Source organism: Massilia sp. 2TAF26, assembly GCF_052115005.1.
Taxonomy (GTDB): Bacteria; Pseudomonadota; Gammaproteobacteria; order Burkholderiales; family Burkholderiaceae_D; genus Telluria.
Genome location: NZ_JBFRFV010000014.1, coordinates 60487 through 86952 on the forward strand (window position 1 = coordinate 60487; position 26466 = coordinate 86952).

15 protein-coding genes, 1 tRNA gene and 1 pseudogene are annotated in these 26466 nt (G+C 65.4%); 14 read left to right on the forward strand and 3 right to left on the reverse strand.

What is annotated here, in order from left to right; translation table 11 throughout:
* Nucleotides 1-89: 89 nt before the first annotated feature.
* From AB4Z32_RS15855 to AB4Z32_RS15880, 6 genes are all read left to right on the forward strand, one after another.
* On the forward strand, nt 90-1313 hold the full coding sequence (locus AB4Z32_RS15855) for a THUMP domain-containing class I SAM-dependent RNA methyltransferase (protein WP_442122815.1): 1224 nt from the start codon (nt 90-92) through the stop codon (nt 1311-1313).
* Between the two features lie 3 nt (nt 1314-1316).
* The gene (locus AB4Z32_RS15860; RefSeq protein WP_442122816.1) at nt 1317-2591 is read left to right on the forward strand and encodes a multidrug effflux MFS transporter; all 1275 of its coding nucleotides are present in this window, start codon (nt 1317-1319) and stop codon (nt 2589-2591) included.
* A gap of 362 nt (nt 2592-2953) precedes the next feature.
* Nucleotides 2954-5071, forward strand: coding sequence for an HDOD domain-containing protein (locus AB4Z32_RS15865; RefSeq protein ID WP_442122882.1), 2118 nt, complete (start codon nt 2954-2956; stop codon nt 5069-5071).
* Between the two features lie 7 nt (nt 5072-5078).
* Nucleotides 5079-7316 carry a putative bifunctional diguanylate cyclase/phosphodiesterase gene (locus tag AB4Z32_RS15870; protein ID WP_442122817.1) on the forward strand — a complete coding sequence of 746 codons (2238 nt, stop codon included), beginning with the start codon at nt 5079-5081 and terminating at the stop codon, nt 7314-7316.
* Between the two features lie 15 nt (nt 7317-7331).
* A complete protein-coding gene (locus AB4Z32_RS15875; RefSeq protein WP_442122818.1) occupies nt 7332-8867 on the forward strand; it encodes an SEL1-like repeat protein in 1536 nt (511 codons plus the stop codon).
* 26 nt (nt 8868-8893) lie between these two features.
* A complete protein-coding gene (locus AB4Z32_RS15880; RefSeq protein ID WP_442122819.1) occupies nt 8894-11668 on the forward strand; it encodes a M16 family metallopeptidase in 2775 nt (924 codons plus the stop codon).
* A gap of 4 nt (nt 11669-11672) precedes the next feature.
* Here AB4Z32_RS15880 and AB4Z32_RS15885 read toward each other — a convergent pair whose 3' ends face one another.
* Nucleotides 11673-12473 carry an alpha/beta fold hydrolase gene (locus tag AB4Z32_RS15885; RefSeq protein WP_442122820.1) on the reverse strand — a complete coding sequence of 267 codons (801 nt, stop codon included), beginning with the start codon at nt 12471-12473 and terminating at the stop codon, nt 11673-11675.
* 153 nt (nt 12474-12626) lie between these two features.
* Between AB4Z32_RS15885 and AB4Z32_RS15890 the strand changes: the two genes are divergently transcribed.
* The 3 genes from AB4Z32_RS15890 to AB4Z32_RS15900 all read left to right on the forward strand — a co-directional run bounded on the left by AB4Z32_RS15890 (nt 12627) and on the right by AB4Z32_RS15900 (nt 16481).
* Complete coding sequence (locus tag AB4Z32_RS15890) at nt 12627-13856, forward strand: putative DNA modification/repair radical SAM protein (RefSeq protein ID WP_442122821.1); 1230 nt, start codon at nt 12627-12629, stop codon at nt 13854-13856.
* Nucleotides 13853-15367, forward strand: coding sequence for a UdgX family uracil-DNA binding protein (locus AB4Z32_RS15895; RefSeq protein WP_442122822.1), 1515 nt, complete (start codon nt 13853-13855; stop codon nt 15365-15367). The genes AB4Z32_RS15890 and AB4Z32_RS15895 overlap by 4 nt, the downstream gene beginning before the upstream one ends.
* A gap of 94 nt (nt 15368-15461) precedes the next feature.
* Complete coding sequence (locus tag AB4Z32_RS15900; protein ID WP_442122823.1) at nt 15462-16481, forward strand: TraB/GumN family protein; 1020 nt, start codon at nt 15462-15464, stop codon at nt 16479-16481.
* A 3-nt stretch (nt 16482-16484) separates the two neighbouring features.
* On the opposite strand, the gene epsC is transcribed toward AB4Z32_RS15900, so the two are convergent.
* Nucleotides 16485-17417 (reverse strand): serine O-acetyltransferase EpsC, encoded by a 933-nt coding sequence (gene epsC / locus AB4Z32_RS15905; RefSeq protein ID WP_442122824.1) that lies wholly within the window; start codon nt 17415-17417, stop codon nt 16485-16487.
* Nucleotides 17418-18253: 836 nt separating this feature from the next.
* Here epsC and AB4Z32_RS15910 point away from each other — a divergent pair.
* The 5 genes and pseudogenes from AB4Z32_RS15910 to AB4Z32_RS15930 all read left to right on the forward strand — a co-directional run bounded on the left by AB4Z32_RS15910 (nt 18254) and on the right by AB4Z32_RS15930 (nt 25165).
* Nucleotides 18254-19036: a PEP-CTERM sorting domain-containing protein gene (locus tag AB4Z32_RS15910; protein ID WP_442122825.1), complete on the forward strand. Its 783-nt coding sequence runs from the start codon at nt 18254-18256 to the stop codon at nt 19034-19036.
* A 131-nt stretch (nt 19037-19167) separates the two neighbouring features.
* A pseudogene (locus AB4Z32_RS15915) lies at nt 19168-20091 on the forward strand (IS5 family transposase).
* Between the two features lie 88 nt (nt 20092-20179).
* A tRNA-Gly gene (locus AB4Z32_RS15920) sits at nt 20180-20253 on the forward strand.
* Nucleotides 20254-20349: 96 nt separating this feature from the next.
* Entirely contained in the window at nt 20350-22410 is a 2061-nt protein-coding gene (locus AB4Z32_RS15925; protein WP_442122826.1) for a hybrid sensor histidine kinase/response regulator, read from the forward strand.
* 43 nt (nt 22411-22453) lie between these two features.
* Nucleotides 22454-25165: a bifunctional diguanylate cyclase/phosphodiesterase gene (locus tag AB4Z32_RS15930; RefSeq protein ID WP_442122827.1), complete on the forward strand. Its 2712-nt coding sequence runs from the start codon at nt 22454-22456 to the stop codon at nt 25163-25165.
* A gap of 63 nt (nt 25166-25228) precedes the next feature.
* On the opposite strand, the gene AB4Z32_RS15935 is transcribed toward AB4Z32_RS15930, so the two are convergent.
* Complete coding sequence (locus tag AB4Z32_RS15935; protein WP_442122828.1) at nt 25229-26359, reverse strand: succinylglutamate desuccinylase/aspartoacylase family protein; 1131 nt, start codon at nt 26357-26359, stop codon at nt 25229-25231.
* Nucleotides 26360-26466: the final 107 nt, after the last annotated feature.

The following is a 26466-nucleotide window of genomic DNA, read 5'->3' on the forward strand; positions in this document are numbered from 1 at the left end:
CCGTTTGTTTTTTATTAGTAAAGTAACTGGGCCTCGAAAACCGGCAGGTTTGCGAGGTCCCCCACCACAACGGATAAAGGGTACACCTGATGGCCTCCTACTTTTGCCCATGCCCGCGCGGCATGGAAGCGGCACTCGCCGAAGAACTCGCTGAAATCGCGCAGAACACCAACAGCCCCACGCTGAAGGTCCACCAGCAGGTGCCGGGCGGCGTGCACGCCTCGGGCAGCATGCAGGATGCCTATCGCATCAACCTGCATTCGCGCATCGCTTCGCGCGTGCTGATGCGCATGGCGAACAAGACCTACACCAACGAGAACGACATCTACGACCTGGTGCTCGAGCAGCCCTGGGAAGACTGGTTCGGCGTCGATCACACGATCCGGGTCGACATCACGGCCGTCAAATCGCCGCTGAAGAGCCTGGAGTTCACCACGCTGAAGATCAAGGACGCCATCTGCGACCGCTTCCGCGACCAGTTCGGCAAGCGCCCCTCGGTCAACACGCGCGAGCCGGACATGCGCATCCTCGGCTTCCTCGACAAGCACAACTTCACGGTCTACCTCGACACCTCGGGCGAGGCGCTGTTCAAGCGCGGCTGGCGTGAAGAAACCGGCGACGCGCCGCTGCGCGAGAACCTGGCAGCCGGCCTGCTGCGCGTGGCCGGCTGGAAGCCGGGCGTGCCGCTGTTCGATCCGATGTGCGGCTCGGGCACGATCCTGATCGAGGCGGCCCAGATGGTGCAGGGTATTCCGCCAGGCGCGCGCCGCCGCTTCGCCTTCGAAAAATTCCGTAACTTCGACAGCAAGGCCTGGCAGGAGATGAAAACGGCGATCAAGCCGAACCCGCTGCCGGACACTCCCACCATCTTCGGTTCCGACATCTCCGGCGACATGGTGGCGATGACCCGCCATAACCTGCGCGTGGCCGGCGTCCTGTTCGAGGTGCCGCTCAAGCAGATCGAGGCGCAGCAGGTGCAGCCGCCCACCAGCCAGCCGGGCATCCTGCTGACCAACCCGCCCTACGGCGAGCGTATCGGCGTGCGCGGCGACTCCACCATCCCGCAGGACGAGATGGCCGTCGGCTTCTACCAGACCCTGTCCGGCACGCTCAAGCAGCGCTTCGCCGGCTGGACCGTCTACCTGTTCACCGCCGACCTTTCGCTGCCGAAGATGCTGCGCCTGAAGGAATCGCGCAAGACCCCGTTCTTCAACGGCGCGCTCGAATGCCGCCTGTTCCGCTTCGACATGGTCGCCGGCTTCAACCGCCGCGATGCCGCGAAGCCGGACGCGGCCCGCCCGCAACAAGAGTAATCGATGCTGCCCGAACCCGAACCAGACAACCTGCCCAGGGACCCCGTCATTCCGGTCCCGCTGCCGGAACCGCACAAGGTCACCATGCTGTCGGCCGGCGGCCTGGCTTCGCTGCTGGCCGCGCTGTCGATGCTGGGGCCGTTCTCGGTCGATGCCTACCTGCCGGCCTTTCCGCGCATCCAGGAGACCCTGCATGCGACCCCGCTGGAAGTCCAGCAGACCCTGACGGCCTACATGTTGTCCTTCGCCGTCATGTCGCTGTGGCATGGCGCGCTGGCGGACGCCTTCGGGCGCCGCAACGTGGTGCTGGTTGGCCTGATCGTGTTCGCGGTCGGCACCCTCGGCTGCGCCTCGGCGCATTCGGTGCACTACCTGTGGATCTTCCGCATCATGCAGGGCATCTCGGCCGGGGCCGGGGTGGTGGTGGGGCGGGCGATCATCCGCGACCTGTACTCGGGCGCGCCGGCCGCGCGCCTGCTGTCGATGGTGACGATGATCTTCTCGATCGCGCCGGCGGTGGCGCCGGTGCTGGGCGGCTGGATCGTGACCCTGCTGGACTGGCGCGCGATCTTCCTCGGCCTGCTGGTGTTCAGCCTGGGGCTGTGGTGGGTCTGCTGGCAGCACCTGCCGGAGACCATGCCGAAAGAGCGCCGCCAGCCCTTCAATCCGCGCTTCCTGGCGCGCAGCTACTGGGACATCTTCAGCTCCGTGCTGTTCCAGATGAAGTCGGCGGTGGTCGCCTTCAACTTCGGCGGCATGTTCCTGTTCATCGCCGGCGCACCGGTGCTGTTGCCGGTGCACCTGCACCTGGGACCCTCGGACTTCGCCTGGCTGTTCGTGCCGGCGGTGGCCGGCATCTTCCTGGGTGCCCTGGCCGCCAACCGCCTGGCCGGCAAGATGCATTACGGGCGCCAGATCGGCATCGGCTATGCCTTGATGCTGGCCGCGGTGACCGGCAGCGTGCTATACCACTCCTTCCTGCCGCCGGCCTTGCCGTGGACCGTGCTGCCGATGTTCTTCTATAACTTCGGCAGCTCGATCATCAACCCCAGCGCGACCCTGCTGACGCTCGACCTGTTCCCGCACATCCGCGGCACGGTGGCGTCCTGCCAATCCTTCGTTACCACGCTGATGGGCGCGATCGTGGCGGGCATCATCGCGCCGGCGCTGACCTACTCGGTGCTGGCGATGGCGCTCGGCCAGGCTGCGTTTGCGCTGGCGTCGCTGGCTTGCTGGATGGTGTCGCGCCACTATCGGCGCAAGCAAGCCCTGGCGTAGGGGGGAAATCAGTCCGGGGACTGAGTAAATCAGTCCGGGGGACTGATTTACCTGCCCACCCTACGGGAATATGAGGCGCGTCAAGACGTGCAGCTGAGTTCTGACTCTAAAACACATCACTTTTACCGGAAAATGTTGTTCCCGGTCAGAAATGTATATATGCTAAGATAAGTTTTTTACATCCGGAACAATGCCAAAAAACCAGTTTTATTCCGGGGATTACAAGAAGAATTATCGTGGCAGCTTGAGCCGGGGAGGGCCGCCACCAACCATCCAGAACAGCAGTGGCGGCCGTGCTTGAGACCAACTACCTACCAGACCAGGATATCCGCAATCGCCTGCTGATCGCGCGGCTGCCGGCCATGCCGCAGATACTCATCAAGCTGCTGGCCCACCTGCAGGCGGACGATCTCGGCATGCCGGAACTGGCTGCGCTGGTGGCCAAGGACGCCGGCATGACGGGCAAGATCCTGAGCGTCGCCAACAGCTCGGCCTATCATCGCGGCGGCCGCCTGCCCAACCTCGAGCAGGCCATGGTGGCGCTGGGCACCGACATGATCAAGACCCTGGTGATCAGCGACTCGGTATTCCAGACCTTCAACAGCTTCCCGAATTCCGGCGCGACCGACTTGCGCGCATTCTGGAAGAACTCGCTCACCGCCGCCGTGCTGGCGCGCGACCTGGCCCGCCACCTGAATTATTCCCAGCCCGAGGAAGCCTACCTGGCCGGGCTGCTGCACAACGTCGGCCGCCTGGCCCTGCTGGCCACCGCCCCGAAGGAATACGGCTACAACTTCACCGCGCGCGACGACGAAGACCTGTGCGCGGTCGAGCAGCGCACGCTCCAGATCACCCACGCCGAAGCCGGCGCCTGGCTGATCGAACGCTGGCAGCTCGACTCCTTCCTGGCCGACTCGGTGCTCTACCACCACGAGCCGGGCGAGCGCCTGGAGGGCGCCCATCCCCTGATCCGCATCGTGCGCGCCGCCCACCTGCTGTCCGCCCATGCCGACGACCCGAACCTGGTGGTCGAGGCGGCCAAGCTGTGCGACCTCGAACCGGAAGCCGCCGATGAGCTGCTGGCCCAGGCCGCGCGCCAGGTCGAGCGCGCCGCGGTCCATCTCGGTATCGACCTGGCCGGCGCCGACGACATTCCCGCCCTGCCGGCCTTCGCGCCGCCGCCGCCCGTCGATCCTGTGCAGCAGCGCCTGACCGAGGAGATGCGCAACCTGGTGCTAGTCTCGGAGATCGGCCAGGCCTTCGCGCGCCAGCAGGGCAAGGGCGGCGAGAGCGGGCTGCTGGAATCGGTGGCGCGTTCGGCGCGCGTGCTGTTCGACTTCGAGAACGCCGCCGTGATGCTGGAGAACCCGACCGGCCACGCGCTGGTGGGCGCGCCCACCGCCAACCAGCAGCGCATCTCGGAATTCTCGATCCCGCTGTCGAAGGGCGGGGCGGTGGCCAAGGCCGCGCTGGAACGCCGCCTGGCCTTCGTGCGCCGCGACGGCGCGCCGCTCGGCCTGCCCGAGGAACAGCTGCTGCGCATGCTCGGCACCGAATCCCTGGTCTGCGTGCCGCTGGTGAGCGGGGCGCGCTGCATCGGCGTCCTGATCGGCGGCATCGCCAGCTGGCAGGTGCCGGCCTGCCAGAAGCGCGAGCGCTTCATGCAGTCCTTCGGCGCCCAGGCCGCGACCGCGCTGGAGAACGCGATGCTTGAGCGCGGCCATGCGCGCCGACAGCTGGCCCATGTGGCCGAGGAGTACAGGGAAGCGTCGCGCCGCGTGGTGCACGAAGTGAATAACCCGCTGTCGATCATCAAGAATTATCTGTCGGTCCTCGACAGCAAGCTGGAACGCCAGGAGCCGGTGGCCGGCGAGCTGTCGATCCTGAACGAGGAGATCGACCGCGTCGGCCAGCTGGTCAACAGCCTGACCGAGGTGCAGCCCGCAGTTTCCTCCTCCTTGGACGGCGGCGTCAGCGCAAACGTGGCCAAGGTGGTGGAGGACGTGCTGCGCCTGTTCCGCGCCACCGACTTCGTGCCGCCCAACGTCGAGATCGTGGTCAGCATGTCCAGCGAAGCGGCGCGCGTCGAGGGCGATCCCGACATCCTCAAGCAGATCCTGGTCAACCTGATCAAGAATGCGATCGAGGCGCTGTCCGCCACCGGCGGCCGCATCGAGATCGCCAACCGCGGCCACGTCAACCGCGAGCGCAGGCTGTACCTGGAGCTGGTCGTCTCCGACACCGGCCCGGGCCTGTCGCGCGAGGTGCTGGCCAATCTGTTCTCCGCCGTGAAGAGCACGAAGGAAGGCCCGCACCATGGGCTCGGCCTGTCGATCGTGCACAGCCTGGTCAAGAAGCTGAACGGGCATATCGCCTGCCGCAGCGGCAAGACCGGCACCAGTTTCGAAATTCTGCTGCCGGCGCATGCCGGCGCAAGCGCCCCGGCTGGAACGCCGATGCGCGCGCTCGGATCAGTATAAGGTAACAATGAATCCCATCTCCGACAGCGCCCCGTCAACCGCACCCCATGACGCGCTTGCCCCGCAAGCCGCATTCCCGTCCACGATGGAGCAGCCGCGCCTGCTGCTGGTCGACGACGAACCCCGCCTGCTGTCCTCGCTGTACGAACTGCTGCAGGGCCGCGGCTACCAGCTGGTCACCGCCGCCACCGGCAGCGAAGCCCTGGCCCACCTAGGGAAACTGCGCTTCGACCTGGTCCTGCTCGACCTGCGCCTGCCCGACATCGGCGGCCACGAGATCATGGACTTCATCAACGCGAAGGGCATCGACGCCGACGTCATCGTGATGAGTGGCGAGGTCGGCATCGAGGCCGCGATCGGCGCCCTGAAACGCGGCGCCTACGACTACCTGCGCAAGCCCTACAGCCGCGAAGAGCTCCTGACGACCGTGGCCAACGCGCTCAAGGCGCGCCGCCTCGAGGAAACCAACAGCCGCATCGCGACCCAGCTGGAAAACTCGGAAAAGATGTACCGCTACCTGGTGGACTCCTCGCCGGACATCATCTATACCCTGAACCACGAGGGAAAATTCACGTTCGTGAACGACCGCGCCTACCAGCTGCTCGGCTACCGCCGCGAAGAGCTGATCGGCCAGCACTACTCGATCCTGGTGCACGAAGAAGACCTGGAGCGCGCCCGCTACGCCTTCAACGAGCGCCGCGTCGACGAACGCGCTTCGCGCAACGTCGAGCTGCGCCTGAAGTGCCATGCCGGCTCGAACCAGGAACGCACCTTCAACAACACCCTGATGACGATCTCGCTGAACGCGATCGGCATGCACGTGCCCGACCAGGAAGTGAAGAAGCTGGAATTCTTCGGCACCTACGGCGTGGCGCGCGACATCACCGACCGCAAGCGCGCGGAAGAAGTCATCTCCTACCAGGCCTACCACGACATCCTGACCGACCTGCCGAACCGCATCCTGTTCAAGGACCGGCTTGGCCTGGCCGTCATCCAGGCGAAGCGCAAGCAGACCGAGCTCGCGGTGATGTTCATCGACCTCGACCGCTTCAAGCTGGTCAACGACACCCTCGGCCACGTGAAGGGCGACGAGCTGCTGCAGCAGGTTGCGGTGCGCCTGAAGGATTGCCTGCGCAAGGGCGACACCCTGGCGCGCCAGGGCGGCGACGAATTCACCATCGTGCTGCCCGAGCTGCGCGACCGCGACGACGCGCGCAGCGTCGCCGACAAATTCCTCGAGTGCCTGCAGCTGCCGTTCGACCTGGACGGCCACCAGGTCCACATCTCGGCCTCGATCGGCATCGCGATCTATCCGGGCCACGGCGAGTCGATCGACGAGCTGCTGCGCCACGCCGACATCGCCATGTACCAGGTCAAGGGGCAGGGCAAGAACGGCCACGCCTTCTACGACGCCTCGATGCAGGACATCTCGCACCAGAAGATCGCGCTCGGCCAGAGCCTGCGGCGTGCGCTGGAGAACGATGAGCTGGAGATGTACTACCAGCCGCAGATCGACGCCGCCAGCGGCCGCATCGTCGGCGCCGAGGCGCTGATGCGGTGGAACCACCCGACCCGCGGCATCGTCACGCCGGGCGAGTTCCTGCCCTTCGCCGAAGAGAACGGCCTGATGATCCCTATCTCGGACTGGATGATCGGCGCACTGTGCCGCGACATGCTGCAGTGGAAGGGCATCTGCGCCAACCAGGTGCGGCTGTCGCTGAACCTGTCCCCGCAATACCTGGACCGCGGCGACTTCTTCGAGAAGATGCGCGGCGCCCTGCTGCGCTACGGGATCGCGCCGAGCCAGATCGAAGTCGAGATCACCGAGAACATCTGCATCCGCAACCCGCAGCATGCGATCGAGCAGCTCAACAAGCTGGGCCAGCTCGGCGTCTCGGTGGCGATCGACGACTTCGGCACCGGCTATTCCTCGCTGGCCTACCTGCACCGATTCCCGGTCCACACGATCAAGATCGACCAGTCATTCGTCAAGGAGATCCACGACGAGTACGGCCACTATCCGGTGGTGCTGGCGATCATCTCGATCGCGCGCGGCCTGGGCCTGAACCTGATCGCGGAAGGCGTCGAGACCGAGCCGCAGGCACGCTACCTGCGCGCCAACGGCTGCATGACGATGCAGGGCTACCTGTATCACCGGCCGATGCCGCTGGGCCGCTTCGTCGACGTGCTGCGCGGCCAGGGCCTGCCGGCCGGCGCGGGCAACGTGCTCGCGTTCCAGGCGTAAGGAAGCCGCCTTGCCATGCCTGATACCGTCGCTCATCACACCGCTGAGTTCCTGCGCGTAAAAGCGCTGGCCGAGCGCGGCGTCGCCAGTGCCCAGCACAGCCTGGGCTTCATGTACGTGAACGGCCACGGCGTGCCGAAGAACGACGAGCTGGCGGTGGCCTGGTACCGGATGGCGGCCAGCGCCGGCCTCGAACAGGCCCAGTACAACCTCGGCGTGATGTACCAGAAGGGCCAGGGCGTGGCCCAGGACCTGGCGCAGGCGATCTACTGGTACACCCAGGCGGCCGAGCAGGGATATGCCGCGGCCCAGTACAACCTGGGCTGGCTGTACGCCAAGGGCCAGGGCGTGCCGGCCGACGTGCAGCAGGCCATGCACTGGTTCAGCCAGGCGGCCGAACAGGGCGACGCCGGCGCCCAGCACAACCTCGGCATGATGTACGAAGGCGGCAAGGGCGTGGCCCAGGACATCGGCCGCGCCATCGAATGGTATCGCCGCGCCGCCGACCAGAACTACGCGCGCGCGCAGTTCAACCTGGCGCTCCGCTACGACAGCGGCCAGGGTGTGGACCGCGACGTGCAGCAGGCCATCCACTGGTTCCGCAAGGCGGCCGAGCAGGGCTATGCGCCGGCCCAGTTCAACCTCGGCCTGCGCTATGACAAGGGACAGGACCTGCCGCAGGACAGCGAAAAGGCGATCCTGTGGTACGGCCGCGCCGGCGAGCAGGGCCATGCCAGCTCGCAGTTCAACCTGGCCCTCATCCACGACAGCGGCCACGGGGTGGCCCGCGATCCCGACCTGGCGCTGCACTGGTTCCGCAAGGCGGCCGAGCAGGGCCATGCCGGCGCCCAGGACAATCTCGGCCTGCGCTACGAGCACGGCCAGGGCGTGGACCAGGATTACGGACTGGCCGCGCACTGGTACCGCAAGGCCGCCGAGCAGGGTTCCGCCGGCGCCCAGTACCACCTCGGCCAGCTGCTCGATGCCGGCCATGGCGTCGAGCAGGATGCCGGGCAGGCGCTCGACTGGTACCGCAAGGCCGCAAGCCAAGGCCACCTGCGCGCCCAGTTCGACCTCGCCCTGCGCATCGAGGCCGAGGCCATGCACTGGTACCGCAAGGCGGCCGACCAGGACTACGCGCCGGCCCAGTACATGCTGGGCCAGCTGCTCGACCAGGACGACAGCGGCACCATCGACCCGCGCCAGGCCTACGAGTGGTACCGCAAGGCCGCCGACCAGGGCCACGCCCTCGCCCAGTTCGCGCTCGGCCTGCGCTACGACAGCGGCCATGGCGTCGAACGCGACTACGAAGCCGCCCACTTCTGGTACCTGTGCGCCGCACGCCAGGGCCATGCGCGCGCCCAGTTCAACCTCGGGGTCATGTACGCCAGCGGCCAGGGCGTGCAGAAGGACCTGGTCGAAGCCTATGCCTGGCTGCACCGCGCCGGTGCCGCCGGCGTTCAACCCGCCACCAGCTACATCCAGCGCATCGCCGCACGCATGGAACCCCACCTGCTCGCGCAGGCCAACGGATACGTTGGCGCGGCATAACAAAAACCAGAAACAGAAGAGAGAAGATGAAACTCAAGCAGATCGTGCTCGCGCTCGGCCTGGCCGCGCTTGCTTCCGCGCCGGCACTCGCCGCCAATGCCACCGCCACCGCTTCCAAATCCGCGCCGTCGGGATTCGACCGCAAGGCCTACAGCATCGCCTACAAGAAGTTTGTGCTGCCGAACGGCCTGACCCTGCTGGTGCATGAAGACCACAGCGTGCCGGTGGTGGGCGTAAACGTCTGGTACCACGTCGGCTCGCGCAACGAGAAGCGCGGCAAGACCGGCTTCGCCCACCTGTTCGAGCACTTCTTCTTCAACGGTTCCGAGAACTACCCGCACGGCTTCCGCGAGGCGATGGACGACCTCGGCGCCAACAACCGCAACGGCACCACCAACACCGACCGCACCAACTTCTTCGAGGACGTCCCGACCTCGGCACTGGAGCGCACGCTGTTCCTGGAATCGGACCGCATGGGCTTCCTCGGCAATTACATCTCGCAGGCCATGCTCGAGCGCGAGCGCGGCGTGGTGCAAAACGAGAAGAGGCAAGGCGACAACCAGCCCTACGGCAAGGTGCGCTACGAATTCGCGGCCAAGATGTACCCGTACTCGCACCCGTATTCGTGGACCACGATCGGCAGCATGGACGACCTCAACGCCGCTTCGCTGGAAGACATCCGCGAGTGGTACCGCACCTACTACGGCCCGAACAACGCGGTGCTGTCGCTGGCCGGCGACATCACGCCCGAGCGCGCGCTCGAGCTGGTGAACAAGTACTTCGGCGCGCTGCCGCCGGGACCGCCGCTGCCGCGCACCGAGACCTGGATCCCTGTGCTCGACCGCGACATCCGCGACGAGATGGAAGACCAGGTGCCGCAGGTGCGGGTCTACCGCCGCTGGCACGCCGCCGCCTGGAAGGATGCGGATGTGGCGCGCCTGCAGCTGCTGGCCGACGTGCTGGCCGGCTCGAAGAGCGCGCGCCTCGACAAGCGCCTGGTGTACGAGAAAGGCATCGCCACCGGCGTGTCCGCCGGCATGCAGGACAGTGAACTGGGCGGCACCTTCGGGATCACGGTCACGCTCAAGAACGGCGCCGACCAGCTCGATGCGGAACGCGAAGTCGACCGCATCGTGGGCGAACTGCTGGAAAAGGGTCCGACGGGCGAGGAACTGGCGCGCGTGAAGACCCGCGAGCTGGCCGACTTCTCGCGCAGCCTGGAGCGCCTGGGCGGCTTCGGCGGCCGCGCCGACGTGCTGGCCCAGAGCATGACCTATGGCGGCAGCCCGGACGCCTACCTGACCCGCCTGGAGCAGATGGCCAGCGCCACCCCGGCGGACGTGAAGGCGGCCGGCAAGCGCTGGCTCAGCGGGCATCATTACACGATGACGGTCAAGCCTTATCCGAAACTGGCGGCCGTCAAATCCGGCTTCGACCGCAAGCAGTTGCCGGCCCTGGGCCAGGCGCCCGACGTCAGCTTCCCGGCCATGCAGCGCGCCCAGCTCAAGAACGGCCTGAAGGTCGTGCTGCTGGAACGCCATGGCGCGCCGATCGTTAACGCCGCGCTGGTGCTGGATGCCGGCGCCGCCGCCGACCCGGCCGGCAAGGAAGGCCTGGCGTCGCTGAGCCTCGGCCTGATCGACAAGGGGACCAAGGCGCGCAACGCGTTCCAGTTATCCGACGCATTGGAATCGCTGGGCGCCGACATCAGCACCGGCACCTCCCAGGACCAGTCGGTGCTGCGCCTGAAGGCAACCAGCGCCAACCTGGCGCCGTCGCTGGCGCTGATGGCCGACGCCGCCCTCAACGCTACCTTCCCGCAGGACCAGGTCGAGCTGGCCAAGCAGCGCCGCCTGGCCCAGGTGGGGCAGGAGAAGGCCCAGCCGAGCGCCCTCGCGGTGCGCGTGATCCCGGGCATCCTGTACGGCGCGGGCCATGCCTACGGCCGTCCGGCTTCCGGCACCGAAGCCAGCACCCGGACCATCAGCCGCGACGACGTCGCGCGCTGGCATGACGCCTGGTTCCGTCCGGGCAGCGCGACCCTGGTCGTGGCCGGCGACACCACCCTCGAAAAGTTGATGCCGGCGCTGGAGTCGAGCTTCGGCAAATGGCAGGCCGGCAGCGCTCCCGCCAAGCAGGTGCCGAGCGTGCCGGCCACCGCGGGCAAGCGCATCTACCTGATCGACAAGCCGGAGGCGCCGCAGTCGACCATCGTCGCCGCCCACGTCTCGCTGCCGTCCGGCCAGCCGGACGAACTGGCGATCCAGGCCGTCATGCACGACTTCGGCGGCATGGCGACCTCGCGCCTGAACCGCAACCTGCGCCTCGACAAGCACTGGAGCTACGGCACCACCGCCCGCATGATCGACATGCGCGGCCAGCGCAGCTTCCTGACGATCGCGCCGGTGCAGACCGACAAGACGGTCGAGGCGATGCAGGAAGTGTCGAAGGAGATCCGCGACATCGCCGGCCAGCGTCCGATCGCCGGCGAGGAATTCGACAGCGTGATGCGCAACGTGACCTCGCGCCTGCCGGGCCGCTTCGCCACCCTGGATGCGCTCGAAGGCGCGGCCATCACCAGCATCAACCTCGGCCTGCCGGACGATTACTGGAACCGCTACGCCGGCGGCATGCGCTCGCTGAGCGACAAGCAGCTGGCCGGCGCCGGCGCGCGCTACGTGCATCCGGACGAAGTCGTGTGGCTGGTGATCGGCGACCTGCGCAAGGTCGAGCCGGGTATCCGCAAGCTGGGCTGGGGCGAGGTGACCGTGCTGGACGCGGACGGCAAGCCGGTCCGCTGAGCGCTCAGCCGAGCGTCCGCGCCAGGAAGGCATCGATCGCCCGGGAACTGGCGGTCGGCTCGCTGATGTGCGGACAGTGGCCTTCGTCGTCGATGACGTCCAGGCTGCTGTTCGGCAGGTGGCGCAGCAGGTAGTGGCCGACCTCGCGCGGGACGAGCGGATCGTCGCTGCATTCCAGGATCAGCGACGGCACGGTCGAACGAGCCAGGTCGGCGCGGTGGTCGGACAGGAAGGTCACGCGGGCGAAATGGCGGGCAATGCCCTGGTCGTTGCGCATGAAGCTGGCCATCAGCTCCGCGGTCAGCGCCGGCCGCTTCGCCCCGATCAGCATGGGCGCCATGCGCCGTGACCAGCTCGGGAAATCGTCGTCCATCGACGCCAGCAGGTTGTCCATATCCTCGCGGCTGAAGCCGCCCACATAATCGCCGTCGTTGATGTAGCAGGGCGACGCCCCCACCATGACTTGCGCAGCGAAGCGCTCCGGCGCCTTGATCGCCGCCAGCATGCCGATCGTGGCGCTGACCGAATGGCCGACGAAGATCACCGGCCCGGCCGCGCAGGCGGTCAGTATTTCCAGCAAATCGTCGGCATGGCCATGCAGGCTTCCATGCCTTGCGCGGTCATAGGCCGTGCGGTCGGAATCGCCGCTGCCGGTCAGGTCATACAGGATGGTGCGGAACCGCCCTTCATAGGCGGGGGCGAGGAAGCGCCACATGGTCTGGTCGCAGCCGAAGCCGTGGGCGAACACCATGGTCGCGTGGCCGGCGCCGGCGACGTGGACGTTATTGCGGAATTGGACAGACATTGGTACTCAGATTCGCCAAAAAACAAATTGCAAACTATCACAGTTTACTAATGTTGCAAACGCATGCGCTGAACTTCCATTGCGTGCGTCTACGTACCGCCGTGCCGGCATGAACTGCGTTATACTGTTCATCCATACAGTATTTACTGCGCAATGGAACTCAAAGACAAGCTCGAGATCCTGGCCGATGCCGCCAAATACGACGCCTCCTGCGCCAGCAGCGGCGCGCCCAAGCGGGATTCGGCCGACAAGGACGGCCTGGGCGCCACCAACGGCATGGGTATCTGCCATAGCTACACGCCGGACGGACGCTGCGTATCGCTGCTGAAGATCCTGCTGACCAACTTCTGCATCTACGACTGCCAGTATTGCGTGAATCGCCGCAGCTCGAACGTGCCGCGGGCCCGCTTCGCGGTCGACGAAGTGGTCAAGCTGACCCAGGATTTTTACCTCCGCAACTACATCGACGGGCTGTTTCTCAGCTCGGGCATCATCCAGTCCAGCGATTACACGATGGAGCAGCTGGTCGAGGTCGCGCGGCGTCTGCGCGAGGAGCACAAGTTCCGCGGCTACATCCACCTGAAGACGATTCCGGATGCCGACCCGCGCCTGATCGAGCTGGCCGGCAAGTACGCCGACCGGCTGTCGGTCAACATCGAGCTGCCGACCCAGGACAGCGTCTCCCGCCTGGCGCCGGAAAAAAGCGTCCACACGATCAAGCTGGCGATGGGCGCCATCCGCACCAAGCTCGACGAGAAGGACGAGCACCCGAAGGCCCCTAGCTTCGCACCGGCCGGGCAGAGCACCCAGATGATCGTCGGCGCCGACGCCAGCGACGACCAGACCATCCTGAACACGGCCCAGACCCTGTACGGCAGCTACAAGCTCAAGCGGGTCTACTACTCGGCCTTCAGCCCGATCCCGCAGAGCCCCTCCAGCGTGCCGTCCGCGCCGCCGCCGCTGCTGCGCGAGCACCGCCTCTACCAGGCCGATTTCCTGTTGCGCGGCTATGGCTTCACGGCCGGCGAACTGATGCCGCAGGCGGGCAACCTGGCGCTCGACATCGACCCCAAGCTGGCCTGGGCGCTCGGCAACCGCGAGCACTTCCCGCTCGACCTGAACCGCGCCGACGAAGCCATGATCGCGCGCGTACCCGGCATCGGCCTGCGTTCGGCCAAACGGCTCATCGACCTGCGCCGCCTGCGCCGGATCCGCTGGGAGGATCTGTCGCGCCTGCGCTGCAGCCTGAAGAAGCTGGCGCCCTTCGTGGTCACCGCCGACTACAAGCCGGCGCAAGACGCGGCGTCCTCCGAACTGCTGCGGCGGAACATGGCCGATGCCCCGCAGCAGATGAAGCTGTGGCCGGAGCTGCAGGCGGCATGAGCGCGATCGACCGACAGCGTGCGGGCCAGCCGCTGCTGGTCGAGACCTTCGCCGAATGGCGCGAGGCGGCGCGCGAACTGCTGGTCCACGACGTGCCGCCGGAGCTGCTTACCTGGAGCACGCCCTACGCCGGCGGCGACCTGTTCTCGGGTGCGCCGTCCACGGCCGAGCAGCCGCATAATCCTTCCGACTTGCCGCCGCCCGCATCGGACCCGGCGCGCCACGGACCGAAACACGGCGCGCCGAGCATTCCGCGCTCGCTGATGGACATGCTGCAAAGCGCCGCCTGCTGCCGCGTGCCGGACCGCTGGGCCTTTCTTTACCGCGTGATCTGGCGCTGGCAGCAGGGCGAGCACGAGGTGCAGTCGCCGGCCGACGAAGACGGCGCGCGCCTGCATGCGATGGTGAAGGCGGTGCGCCGCGAGGAACACGACATGCATGCCTATATCCGATTCCGCGAACGCCCGCCTGAAGCCGGGCCGCCACGCTTCGTCGCCTGGTACGAGCCGCGCCACGACGTGCTGCCCCAGGTCGCCGAGCATTTTATTTCCCGTATGGGCAAGGTCAGCTGGATGATCGCCACGCCCGAGGCCAGCGTACTGTGGGATGGCCAGACCCTGCACAATACCGGCCCGCTGGTGAAGAATTCCGACGACCTGGAGGATACCGGCGAGGCCCTGTGGCTGACCTACTACCGTAGCGTGTTCAATCCGGCGCGCCTGAATGCCGAGGTGATGCGCCAGCACATCACATCGGACCGCTGGAAAAATTTGCCAGAAGGCAAAATCGTGCCGCACATGATTTCCGAGGCAGCGATGGGGGCGCGCAAGATCGGCCAGTACGAGGCGGTGGGCCAGCGCAAGGGCACGACCATCCCGATCGCCCCCGAGGATGCCCAGCCGGAGCGGCAGCAGCCGTCCAGACTCGACGAGTGCCGGCGCTGCGAGCTGTGGCAGTTCGCCACCCAGGCCGTCGGCGGGGAAGGGCCGAAGAAGGCGAAGATCATGTTCGTCGGCGAGCAGCCGGGCGACCAGGAAGACCTGGCCGGCCAGCCTTTCGTGGGCCCCGCCGGCAAGCTGCTCGACCGCGTGTGCGAGGCGGCCGGCGTCGACCGCGAGACCATCTACGTGACCAACGCCGTCAAGCACTTCAAGTGGGAACCGCGCGGCAAGCGGCGCCTCCATAAGACCCCGGCGCAGAAGGAAATCGAAGCCTGCCACTATTGGCTCGACAAGGAACTGGCCCAGGTAAGACCGGCCGTGATCGTGGCGCTGGGCGCGACCGCCCTGAAGTCGGTCATGCGTAGCGCCAACGTGACGCTGAAGAACGCGATGGGCAAGCCGGTCTTCCACGAAGGCCACTGGATCGTCACCACCTATCACCCCTCCTACGTGCTGCGGGTGCCGGGCGAGGACGCCAAGCGCGAAGCCTTCCAGGCCATGGTGGAGGGGCTGAAGCTGGCCCACGGTTTGCTGGACCGGCAGCCGGAAGAGCCGCCCGCTGCCGACTGACAGATATGCATGCTTTGTGACAAGCTGTTACGCGAGTAGCCCTCTTGATGCCAGTTAGCTAAGCTTTGGCAACACAACAATAAGGGGTTCTCCGATGCTTGCCGCACGCTTTGCCTGTGCCTTGTCCCTGAGCCTGCTCGGCGCCGCCGCGCTGGCGCAGACCGATCCGCCGCCCGCATCCGCGCCCGCCGGGCAGGAGCTCGACGCGGCGCCCGCCACGGTCGTCGTCTCGGGCAAGCGTCCCGGTCCCGGTCTCTGGAAAGTCTCGAAGGATGGCCACGTGATGTGGGTGTTCGCCATGCATTCGCCGCTGCCGCAAAAGATGGAATGGGATTCGGTACGGGTCGAACGCCTGGTGGCGCAATCGCAGGAGGTGCTGCTGCGTCCCGGGGTCAGCGTCACGGTCGGCTGGATGAGCGGACTGAGCATGCTGCCATCGCTGATCGGCCTGAAGAAGAACCCGGACGGCGCCGAGTTGCACGACCTGCTGCCGGCCGATGTCTATGGACGCTGGACTGTGCTGAAGCAGAAATACATCGGCGGCGACGACGGCGTCGAGCGTTACCGTCCCTTCTTCGCCGCCGAGGAGTTGCTGGATGCGGGGCTGAAGAAAAGCGGGCTGTCGAAAGGAGGGGAAGTCGCCGATCAGATCGAGAAGATCGCCAGGAAGCACGACGTGAAGCTCACCAGCACCGGTGTCTCGGTCACGCTCGAGCATCCGCGCGAGGCGCTGAAGGACTTCAAGAAGTCGCAGATGGAAGACGTGGCCTGCTTCACCAAGACCCTGGAGAGTTTCGAAGGCGATATCGATGCGATGAAATTGCGCGCGAATGCCTGGGCTAACGGCAACATCGCCGAGATCGGCAAGCTCGATTATGCCGAGCGCGAAGACACCTGCAACGACGCCATGATGAACGGTTCGTTCGCTCGGAATAATCCGGCCTTCCAGGACATGCGCGAACGCGGCCGGGTGGCATGGATGAAGACGGCGGAACGGGCGCTCGCGAAGAATGCGAGCACCTTCGCGCTGCTGTCGATGAGCCAGGTGCTCGGCCCGAAGAGCTATCTGGCCGAGTTGCAGGCCAAGGGTTATACGGTCGAGAACCCCAAATAACGATCAGCCCGGATCGCCAGGCAAACCCAGGGTCTCGAACACTTCTTCGCGCGAAGCGGCCTGGGCCACACGCGCGCCTGGCGCCACGTCGTGGGTCAGCCAGACGTTTCCGCCGATGACCGCGCCCTTGCCGATCGTGATGCGGCCCAGCACGGTGGCGCCGGCGTAGATCACGACGTCGTCTTCCAGGATCGGATGGCGCGGCAGGCCCTTCTGCAGGCTGCCGTCGGCATTCGTCGGGAAGCGCTTGGCGCCCAGGGTGACGGCCTGGTACAGGCGCACGCGCTGGCCGATCACGGCGGTCTCGCCGATCACGACGCCGGTGCCGTGGTCGATGAAGAAGCCGGTGCCGATCTTCGCGCCGGGGTGGATGTCGATGCCGGTGGCGGCATGCGCCAGTTCGGAGATGATGCGCGCCAGCAGCGGCAGCCCGAGTTCGTACAGGCGGTGCGCCAGGCGGTAATGGATCATCGCCAGCACGCCGGGGTAGCACAGCAGCACTTCGTCGACGCTGCGCGCTGCCGGGTCGCCCTGGTAGGCGGCCAGCACGTCGCTGTCGATTTCCATGCGGACTTGCGGCAAGGCGGCGCTGAAGGACCGGGTGGCCTCGATGGCCTGGCTGGCGATGTCGCCGTCGGTGCGCTGCTTCAGCGCGGCGCTGTAGTGCAGCTCGATCTGGACCTGGCGCAGCAGGGCGTGCAGGGCGGAATCGAGGGCGTGGGCGACGTGGAAGTCTTCGCTTTCCCGGCGCAGGCCGGGCGGCCCCAGGCGCATGGGAAACAGCACGCCCTTGAGCTGGCCGATGATGTCCGCCAGCGCATCGCGCGAAGGAAATTCAATGCCGCGTACCTCGCCGGCGGGACGGTGGGCCTGGCGCCATTGCTGGCGGGCGTCGTGCAGGTCGCGCACGATCGCGCCAATGTCGAAGTGAGCCATCAGTTGTTCCTCGAGTGAAATAAGCGCTGGGCGCCAGGGCGTGCGCGCCGCGCTTCCAATATATCGGGCCGGTTTGCGGATTCCAATGAATATAAAAATGCTAGCTCATGCGGAAAGTTTCTACCGGCTTGCGCAGTCGCCTGTACTGGGCATCTTAGGTCACGTCGGGACAGCGGCTTCGGGCTTGGTCAAGCTGCCTGCATTTCAACAGAAATTCCATCAGTAAATAAATATTTTTAAATTGAAATTTAAAAATAAAAGTCTATATTTTAAATTTTTTTCATGAATTATTGCAATATTAATTTCATGCAAACTTAAGTGATTGATTTTTATGAATTTTATTGACTGGCGCAGGATTTGATTTTATTCGATGAAAGAAGAGATGTCATATTATCCGATCAGTTCTCATAGGCTGGTGCTGTGATAAGGCACTCCCAACGTTAAGCCGAAGCAGTATCATTTTAACGATGGACTCGAGAGATTGGGATATGTGATACGAGTAACTGGAACGAAGACTGTCGAGAAAATTTACAAGGACGATGAAAAATATTATAGAACAAAATTCTAAGTCACTGATTTATAACGTGTGAATCCTGTTGGCACGGTTTATGCTATCCAGTGTGCGCAGTCCCTTGTTAATAAAATCATTTAACGAAAAGGTTAATGTCATGAAAATGAGATCGACGCAGGCATTCCTGGGCCTTCTAAGCTTTTGTTCTATACTCATTTCCCCCGCTCACGCTGGGGCCCTAACGCCTTACACGACGTTTTTTAATACCGATCTGACCACCGCTGGCACAGGTGGTTTGCGAGGTACTGGTACCGGAACGATCAATGTGAGCGGCGTGACCGGCACGGTCACAAACTCCCTGCTCTACTGGCATGGCCCAACAAATTCCATGGACCCAAATGCAAATGCAAATGTCAACGTGAATGGAAATGGAGTTACCGGAACGAACATAGGGTTTTCCGATAATAACTTCTGGGGTTTCGCTAACAGCCAAGCATATCGAGCAAACACCACAAACGTTATCAACGCCAATGGTGCTTATAATCTTACCAACTTTAATAAGCCTGGAGTTGAGGTTAACGGTGCTGCAACGCTAGTGTTGTTCAATGATGGTAACTCAGCAAATAATAGGGACGTAGTGGTTTTCGACGGTAATGATTCGAATTTCGCCTCCGCCTACGATACTGCGGGTTGGGACATCAACCTTGCAGGTATCAACTATACCGGAGGCTCGGCTTTCCTGAGATTGTTCGTATCTGATGGTCAGAATTTCGGGCCGAACGACGATGGTACCTTGCGGATCAACGGAGTAGCCTTGGCGAGCGGTGGTCTCTTTCAAGGCGCCAGCCTACCGGGGCCATCCATTGGCAACGGTAACTTGTTCGATATAGTTAGTTTTGATATTACGCCATTCTTAACATTAGGGCCCAATTCCCTCCATATAACTTTGGATGCAGGATTTAATGACGCCCTCAGTGCAATCACAGCGATCATTGACCTCCCTGCAGGCGCGGCCCCGATTGTGAGCGTCCCAGAACCCGGCACTGGAGTTTTAATCGTTCTAGGCCTGACTCTGGTTGGGGCCTTATCGCGTAAAAGATCAGTGTGAGATGTGATCTTCTTTCAACGAACAAGCGCCGACACCGAGCAAGGTGCCGGCGTTGTGTAAATGCCCAAGAGGCTCTGTTGCATAAATCCAGCCGGACGGCATGTCGTCTGCGGCTCAGGTAGCCTTTGTGCATGAAACCCCCTCCCCAGAAATACCGAACGACGAACTGCAAGGCATACAACGCGGCGCTCAAGTCGCGCGGCTCACTGCTCATCTGGCTCGACCCAACGATGAACTGGCACGGCCAGGCAAGTGACAAGCGTGGACGCAGTCCGACCTTCAGTGACCAGGCCATTCAATTCTGTCTGAGCATCAAGTGTTTGTTCAACTTACCCTTGCGCCAGGCCATGGAATGGCCGAGAGCCTTTTGCATCTGGCAGGGCTGGGCTGGACTGACCTGTGCCGGACTACAGCGCGGTAAGCCGGCGTCAAAGGCCGCTGCAGGTAACCGTTGAAGTTGCACCCACCACGACAGGCTTGCATCTGCACGGGCATCAAGATGCTGGGCGAAGGCGAATGGAAGACAAAGAAGCATGGCTTTGAATATCGACGGCAATGGCGCAAGGTGTACCTTGGCATCGATGCCGCCACACTCGAAATCCGGGCCATGGAAGTGACCGACAACGGTATTGGCGATGCGCCTGTGCTGCCGGATCTATTGAGCCAGATCCCTCTCGACGAGCAGATCTCTGCCGTCAGCGGTGATAGGGCTTACGACACCAAGGCCTGTCATGAAGCCATCGCTCTACGCCAGGCCCAGGCAGTCATCCCGACCAGGAAGAATGCTAAACCCTGGAAGACGAATCGTCAGGGTGCCGAGGCGCAAAACGAGATTCTGCGAGCAACGCCCCGGCCTCGGACGAGCAATATGGGAGAGGTGGAGCGGCTACCACCGACGTAGCCTTGTCGAAACCAAAATGCGCTGCTTTAAGCTGCTCGGCGAACGCATCATGGCGCGGGACTTCGATCGTCAGGTCGCCGAGCTGCAAGTGCGCGCTGCAGTGCTGAACCGCTTCACGCGCCTCGGCGCGCCCGTTACGGTCTCTATGCGATAAATGTGTCGACAGAAAGGCACACTCGCCTTTTCCTTATTTGTGCAACAGAGCCTCAACAACGTTGAAACCCGCGTAGAATGCGGGCAACGCGGGTGTAGCTCAATGGTAGAGCAGAAGCTTCCCAAGCTTACGACGAGGGTTCGATTCCCTTCACCCGCTCCAGCCTTCCCCGAAACGCTTCCGCCCGCCTAGCCCCTGCCTCGCCGTGCGGCTTGCCTCTTGAAGTTATGGCAAACTCGGGTCTTCATCCGACCAGCCATGACCATGCAACAACACGCTCCACGGCCCGATCAACCGTCGCACGATGCCGACAGCCTTGCCGGCTCGCTCATGTTCCTGAGCGGGGGCGGCGAAGCCGGGGCGCTGATGCGCATGCAGGACTGGAGCGAATCGCCCCTCGGTCATCCGCGTAGCTGGCCGCAGGCCCTGCGCACCCTGGTCGGGCTGATGCTCAATTCGGGATTCCCGATGTTCGTCGCCTGGGGCGAGGGGCTGGGCTTCCTGTACAACGATCCCTATCGCGAGATCCTCGGCGACAAGCATCCGCGCGCGATGGGCCGGCGCTTCCACGACATCTGGGCCGAGATCTGGGACGACATCTGGCCCCTGATCGATCGCGCGCTGAAGGGCGAGGCCACCTACGTCGACCGCCTGCTGCTGGTCATGAACCGTCACGGCTACGACGAGCCCACCTGGTTCACCTTTTCGTATTCGCCGGTGCGCGACGAGGATGGCATCATCCGCGGCATGCACTGCGCCTGCGTCGAGGTCACAGACCAGGTGCTGTCCGAAAAATACCGCGACGAAGAAAACGAGCGCTTCCGCACCCTGTTCGAACAGGCGCCCGGCATCATTGCCGTGCTGCGCGGTCCCGAACACGTGTTCGAGCTGACCAACCAGTCCTACCTGCAGCTGATCGGCCATCGCCAGATCGTCGGCAAGGCCGCGCGCGAGGCGCTGCCGGAAGTGGTGGGGCAGGGCTTTTTCGAACTGCTCGACCGGGTCTATTCCACCGGCGAACCCTTTGTCGGTCACGCGCTGCCGGTACGCCTGCAGCGCGAGCCGGACGGCCCGCTGGAAGAGCGCTACATCGACTTCGTCTACCAGCCGATCCGCGACGCCAGCGGTGCCGTCTCCGGCATCTTCGTCGAGGGCAGCGACGTCTCCGCGCGCAAGCAGATCGAGGACGAGCTGCGCGCGGCGAACCGTCAGAAGGACCAGTTCCTCGCCATGCTGGCCCATGAACTGCGCAACCCGCTGGCGCCGATCATGACCGCGGCCCAGCTGCTGAAGATCGGCAGCCTCGATAGCAGGAACATCGCCAACGCCAGCGAGATCATCGTGCGCCAGGCGTCCCACATGACCGACCTGGTGAACGACCTGCTGGACGTCTCGCGCGTGACGCGCGGCCTGGTCACGCTCGAGAAGGAAGAGCTCGACCTGAACGTGATCGTGTCCGCCGCGGTGGAGCAGGTGCGGCCGCTGATCGACGCGCGCCGCCACTCGCTCACGCTGCAGCTGTCCGGCCGCAGCGCCCATGTGATCGGTGACCGCACCCGTCTGGTGCAGGTGATCTCGAACATCCTCAACAACGCCGCCAAGTACACCGCGCCGGGCGGCAGGATCACGCTGTCGGTGACGGTCGACGAGGAGCGCGTGCACGTGGCCGTGCGCGACAACGGCGTCGGCATCGTGCCCGACATCCTGCCCTACATCTTCGACCTGTTCACCCAGGCCGAGCGCACCCCGGACCGCTCCCAGGGCGGACTCGGGATCGGCCTGGCCCTGGTCAAGAGCCTGGTCACCCTGCATGGCGGCACCGTGTCCGCGAAGAGCGGGGGACTGGGACAGGGCAGCGAGTTCTGCATCTGCCTGCCGCGCCTGGCGAGCCTCGGCGGGGCGGCGGAGGACGAGGTCGCCGCCGCCGGCATGCGGGCGCCTGGCGCGCTGCGCGTGATGGTGGTGGACGACAATGTCGACGCCGCGCAGATGCTGGCCGCGCTGCTGGAGGTACAGGGCCATGCCGTCAGCGTCGAGTACGACGCCAGGGGCGCACTCGAACGCGCCCAGCGCGAACGACCGGACGTGCTGCTGCTCGATATCGGCCTGCCCGACATGGACGGCTACGAGCTGGCGCGCTGCCTGCGCAGCCAGGCCGGCGGCGCGCGCGCCACCCTGGTCGCGCTGACCGGCTACGGCCAGAGCCAGGACCGCAAGGAGGCCGAAGAGGCCGGCTTCGACCACTACCTCGTCAAGCCGGCGGACATGGACCAGGTCAACGAGGTGTTGGCCGAGGCGGCCCGGGAACGCGGCCGCTGAGGGCTGTCATCAAACGGTAACCTGCGCTGGCTAGACTTGCCGCATGAGCAAGCCCAGCGCGCACACCGTCCCCCGCACCCACCGATTCTTTGCGCTGCTGTGGCCGGCGCTGGCCCTGCTGGCTTGCGCCGCGCTGTGGAGCGCCGCCATGCTGCGCGCGAACGCCGAGCACCGCCGCGCCGAGGACCAGGCCTTCAAGGAAGCCGACGCCTACGCCGAGGCCTACGAGCAGTACGTCACCCGTTCGCTGGCCCAGATGGACCAGATCACCATGCAGCTCAAGCACAGCTGGGAGCATTCGCGCAACCGCGCCCTGGTCGAGGACATGCGGCGCGACGGCATGTTCACCGACAGCGCCTTCCTCGCGGTGAGCGTGATCGGGCGCGACGGCAAGCTGGCTTCGTCGCGCGGCCTGCACGCCGGCCAGGACGCCGACCTGTCGTCCGCCGCCTTCTTCGTCCAGCACCGCGACAGCAACTCGACCGCGCTGCGGATCGGCATGCCGCCGCCGGAACTGGGCGCGCTGCGGGGCGCGGTGATGTTCACGCGCCGCCTCGACACGGCGGACGACGAATTCGCCGGCGTGCTGCTGATGGCGGTCGACGCCGCCTACTTCACCTCCTTCGTCAGCTCGCCCACGCTGGGCGAGAACAGCCTGCTGGCGCTGGTCGGCAGCGAGGGCAATCTGCGGCTCGAACAGGACAGCAGCGGCGCCGTGCGCCTCGGTGCGCGCGGCTCGCTGCTGCCGGCGAATGCGGAGCGCTGGCCGGTGGCCCGCGGCGTGCAGCTGGTCGACGCGGTCCGGGGGCCCGGCCGCGCGGAGCAGGCCGGCTTCGGCGACGGCCGCGCGCGCGTGCTGGGCTGGCGCCGTTCCAGCGCCTACCCGGTGGTGGCGCTGGTGGCGCTGTCGCACGAGGGGGCGCTGGCGGGCGCCGAGGCCTACTGGCGCGACAGCCGCACCTATACCTCGATGGCCACCGCGGTGCTGCTGCTGTTGGCCGGTATCGCCAGCATGCTGTCGCTGCGCGCGGCGGCGCGGGCGCGCGAGCAGGACGAAGTGGCGCGCGCCTACCGCACCGCCACCGAGAGCGGCAACGACGGCTTCTACATGGTCGCGCCGCTGCGCGACCGCAAGGGCCAGATCGTGGACTTCCGCATCGTCGACTGCAACGAGCGCGGCGCCTTCTTCTACGGGCTGACGCGCGCCAGCCTGGTCGGCATCCTGATCTCCGAACTCCACCGCGGGCTCGGTTCGGCCGAGCTGCTCGCCAACTACCGCCAGGCGATGGCGAGCGGCTTCCACCAGGAAGACCGCCGCATGCCGGACGATAACCGATTGAACATCCGCTGGGGCCACCGGCGCGTGGTGCGGGTCGGCGACGGCCTGGCCGTGACCCTGCAGGACATCAGCGAGCGCAAGGAACACGAGTCCCAGCTGGCGCGCCTGGCCAACGAGGACAGCCTGACCGGCCTGCCGAACCGCCACTGGTTCCTGCACTTCGTGCCGTCCGCGCTGGCGCATGCCGAGGCCAGCGGCCAGGGCGTTGCGCTGCTGTTCATCGACCTCGACGAATTCAAGCAGGTCAACGACTCGCACGGCCACGCGGTCGGCGACCGCCTGCTGAAGGCGGCGGCCACGCGCCTGCTGTCGCAGCTGCGGCCGAGCGACCGCGTGGCGCGCTTCGGCGGCGACGAATTCATCGTCCTGCTCAGCCCCTTCGACAGCGACGAGCAGATCGGCATGGTGGCGCAGCGCATCATCCAGGCCTTCAGCAAACCCTTCCAGATTGCCGAGGAGCAGCACGTGATCGGCGCCTCGGTCGGCATCAGCGTGTTCCCGCGCGACGGCCAGGATGCCGCCACCCTGATCCGCCACAGCGACATCGCCATGTACGCCGGCAAGAACGAGGGCAAGGGCCAGTACCGCTTCTTCGATCCGGCCCAGTCGAGCACCCTGAAGACCCGCGCCCAGCTGCGCCAGCGCCTGCTCGAAGCGATCGACAAGCGCCAGTTCGTGCTGCACTACCAGCCGCGCGTGGACACCCGCAGCGGCGAGCTGCTCAGCATGGAGGCGCTGCTGCGCTGGGAGCATCCGCAACTGGGCATGATCCGCCCCGACGAATTCATCCCGCTGGCCGAGTCGAGCGGCCTGATCGTGCCGATCGGCGCCATCGTGATCGACCAGGCCTGCGCCCAGCTGGCCGCCTGGGCCGCCGACAGGGGGCCGGTGGCGCCGGTCTCGATCAACGTCTCGCCCAAGCAGTTCCTGCGCGGCGGCGTCGCGCGCCAGCTGGGCGAAGCCTTGTCCCGCCACGGGGTCGCGCCGCGGCTGCTGGAAGTCGAGATCACCGAGTCGGCCATGATGGGCGACCAGGACGAGATCCTGGCCGAGCTGGCGGCGATCCGCACGCTCGGCGTCAAGCTGCACGTCGACGATTTCGGCACCGGCTACTCTTCGCTGTCGCAGCTGCAGCGCATGAAGATGGACGTGCTGAAGGTCGACCGCTCCTTCACCGCCGAGCTGGGACGCTCGAAGGAGGGGACCGTGTTCTTCCAGGCGATCGTCTCGATGGCGCACGCGCTCGGCATGGAAGTGGTGGCGGAGGGCGTCGAGAACGAGGAACAGCTGGCGATCCTGCGTACGCTGGGCTGCAACGAGGTGCAGGGCTACCTGGTGGCGCGGCCGATGCCGGCGGAGGCGATGGCGTCGCTGCTGGCGCGGCGCTACCTGTTCGATGACAGGCTGGCTGCCTAAGCTTTGTACCGTCGTTCCGCGAAAGCGGGAACGACGGGCAGGTGGCGGGAACGACGGTTATGGTCAGCTGCCCAGCAGGCTCCCACTCCGAAAAGCCGAATCCCCCGCAATCTTACAAACATGCATCCCGCGCAGCAGATGCCGGTGCGCCGTGCTGGCGAACAGGATCCCGGCCCGCGTCGCGCGCAAGGTGGTCGTCTTGCCGCTGACCGGGTTGACGATGTCGGCCACCGCTTCGTTCTCGGCCACGCGGTCGCCCAGGCGCTTGAGGAAGACCAGCACGCCCGAGTGCGGGGCGGCGAGCGGTTCCACGCCTTCCAGCGGGGTCGGCTCGGCCACCAGGGGCGGCAGCGGCTCGCGTTCGATGTCGAGCACGCCCTGGTAAGCCAGGTACTGCAGCAGCCCTTGCGCATCCTTCTCGGCCAGCTCGTAGCGCACGTCCATCTCGCCGCGCAGCTCGACGGTCACGCCGATGCAGCCCATCGGGATCGGCATCGAAGGCCCGAAGTGGTCGGCCAGTTCCCACCACAGGCGGCTGCAGGCTTCGTCGAAGGGTTCGCCGCCGGACTCGCGCGCCAGCAGGGTCGCGTGCGCGCCCAGCAGGGCCGCCAGCGGCTTGACCTGGTCGGCCAGCGGGGTGCCGGTGTACAGGTGCAGCACCGCCTCGTTATCACAATGCAGGTCGAGCATGATGTCGGCGTCGATCGCCATCCCCAGCAGGAGTTTCTTGAGGTCCTGGGTCGGGCTGTCGGTCCGCCAGTTGGCGACGGCGCGGCGCGCGTGTTCGCGGACCAGGGCAGCGTTGGCTTGCGAATCGGTGCCCAGCTGGCCCTTCAGCGATGCCTTCAGCTCCGCGGCGACGTGCTTGTAGGAGCGGTTGAAGTTGATGCCGCTGGCGAGGTCGTAGCGGCCGAAAGGGGCGCCGTGGACGACCTGCGACAGCCCGATCGGATTGGCGGCCGGCACCAGGATGATCTCGCCCTCGATCCGTCCCTCGGCGTCCAGGCGCTCCAGCTCGCGCCGCAGCACGTGGGCGACCAGCATGGCCGGCACCTCGTCGGCGTGCAGCGAGGCCTGGATATAGACCTTCTTGCCGGCGCCGGGATTGCCGCGCATTTTGCCGAAGCTGTATGAGGTCAGCTGGAAGTTGGCGACGTTGTCTTCGGTCGCGATCGGGTGGGAGAAGGACTGCATCACGGCTCTCTTTCCATTCGTGGAAGCGCCATTATGTCCGAGAATGGCGGCTGGCTCCGTCCCGTTGGGGATATAATGTCGACCCTTTTCTCTTGTCTCCGATCGAT

What these genes read in the sequence shown, in the direction of transcription:
- AB4Z32_RS15900 (WP_442122823.1), top strand. Translation starts at nt 15,462, where the DNA reads ATGCTTGCCGCACGCTTTGCCTGTGCCTTGTCCCTGAGCCTGCTCGGC.
- AB4Z32_RS15930 (WP_442122827.1), top strand. Translation starts at nt 22,454, where the DNA reads ATGAGCAAGCCCAGCGCGCACACCGTCCCCCGCACCCACCGATTCTTT.
- AB4Z32_RS15855 (WP_442122815.1), top strand. Translation starts at nt 90, where the DNA reads ATGGCCTCCTACTTTTGCCCATGCCCGCGCGGCATGGAAGCGGCACTC.
- AB4Z32_RS15870 (WP_442122817.1), top strand. Translation starts at nt 5,079, where the DNA reads ATGAATCCCATCTCCGACAGCGCCCCGTCAACCGCACCCCATGACGCG.
- AB4Z32_RS15885 (WP_442122820.1), bottom strand. Translation starts at nt 12,473, where the DNA reads ATGTCTGTCCAATTCCGCAATAACGTCCACGTCGCCGGCGCCGGCCAC.
- AB4Z32_RS15880 (WP_442122819.1), top strand. Translation starts at nt 8,894, where the DNA reads ATGAAACTCAAGCAGATCGTGCTCGCGCTCGGCCTGGCCGCGCTTGCT.
- AB4Z32_RS15875 (WP_442122818.1), top strand. Translation starts at nt 7,332, where the DNA reads ATGCCTGATACCGTCGCTCATCACACCGCTGAGTTCCTGCGCGTAAAA.
- AB4Z32_RS15865 (WP_442122882.1), top strand. Translation starts at nt 2,954, where the DNA reads ATGCCGCAGATACTCATCAAGCTGCTGGCCCACCTGCAGGCGGACGAT.
- AB4Z32_RS15925 (WP_442122826.1), top strand. Translation starts at nt 20,350, where the DNA reads ATGACCATGCAACAACACGCTCCACGGCCCGATCAACCGTCGCACGAT.
- epsC (WP_442122824.1), bottom strand. Translation starts at nt 17,417, where the DNA reads ATGGCTCACTTCGACATTGGCGCGATCGTGCGCGACCTGCACGACGCC.
- AB4Z32_RS15935 (WP_442122828.1), bottom strand. Translation starts at nt 26,359, where the DNA reads ATGCAGTCCTTCTCCCACCCGATCGCGACCGAAGACAACGTCGCCAAC.
- AB4Z32_RS15890 (WP_442122821.1), top strand. Translation starts at nt 12,627, where the DNA reads ATGGAACTCAAAGACAAGCTCGAGATCCTGGCCGATGCCGCCAAATAC.
- AB4Z32_RS15895 (WP_442122822.1), top strand. Translation starts at nt 13,853, where the DNA reads ATGAGCGCGATCGACCGACAGCGTGCGGGCCAGCCGCTGCTGGTCGAG.
- AB4Z32_RS15860 (WP_442122816.1), top strand. Translation starts at nt 1,317, where the DNA reads ATGCTGCCCGAACCCGAACCAGACAACCTGCCCAGGGACCCCGTCATT.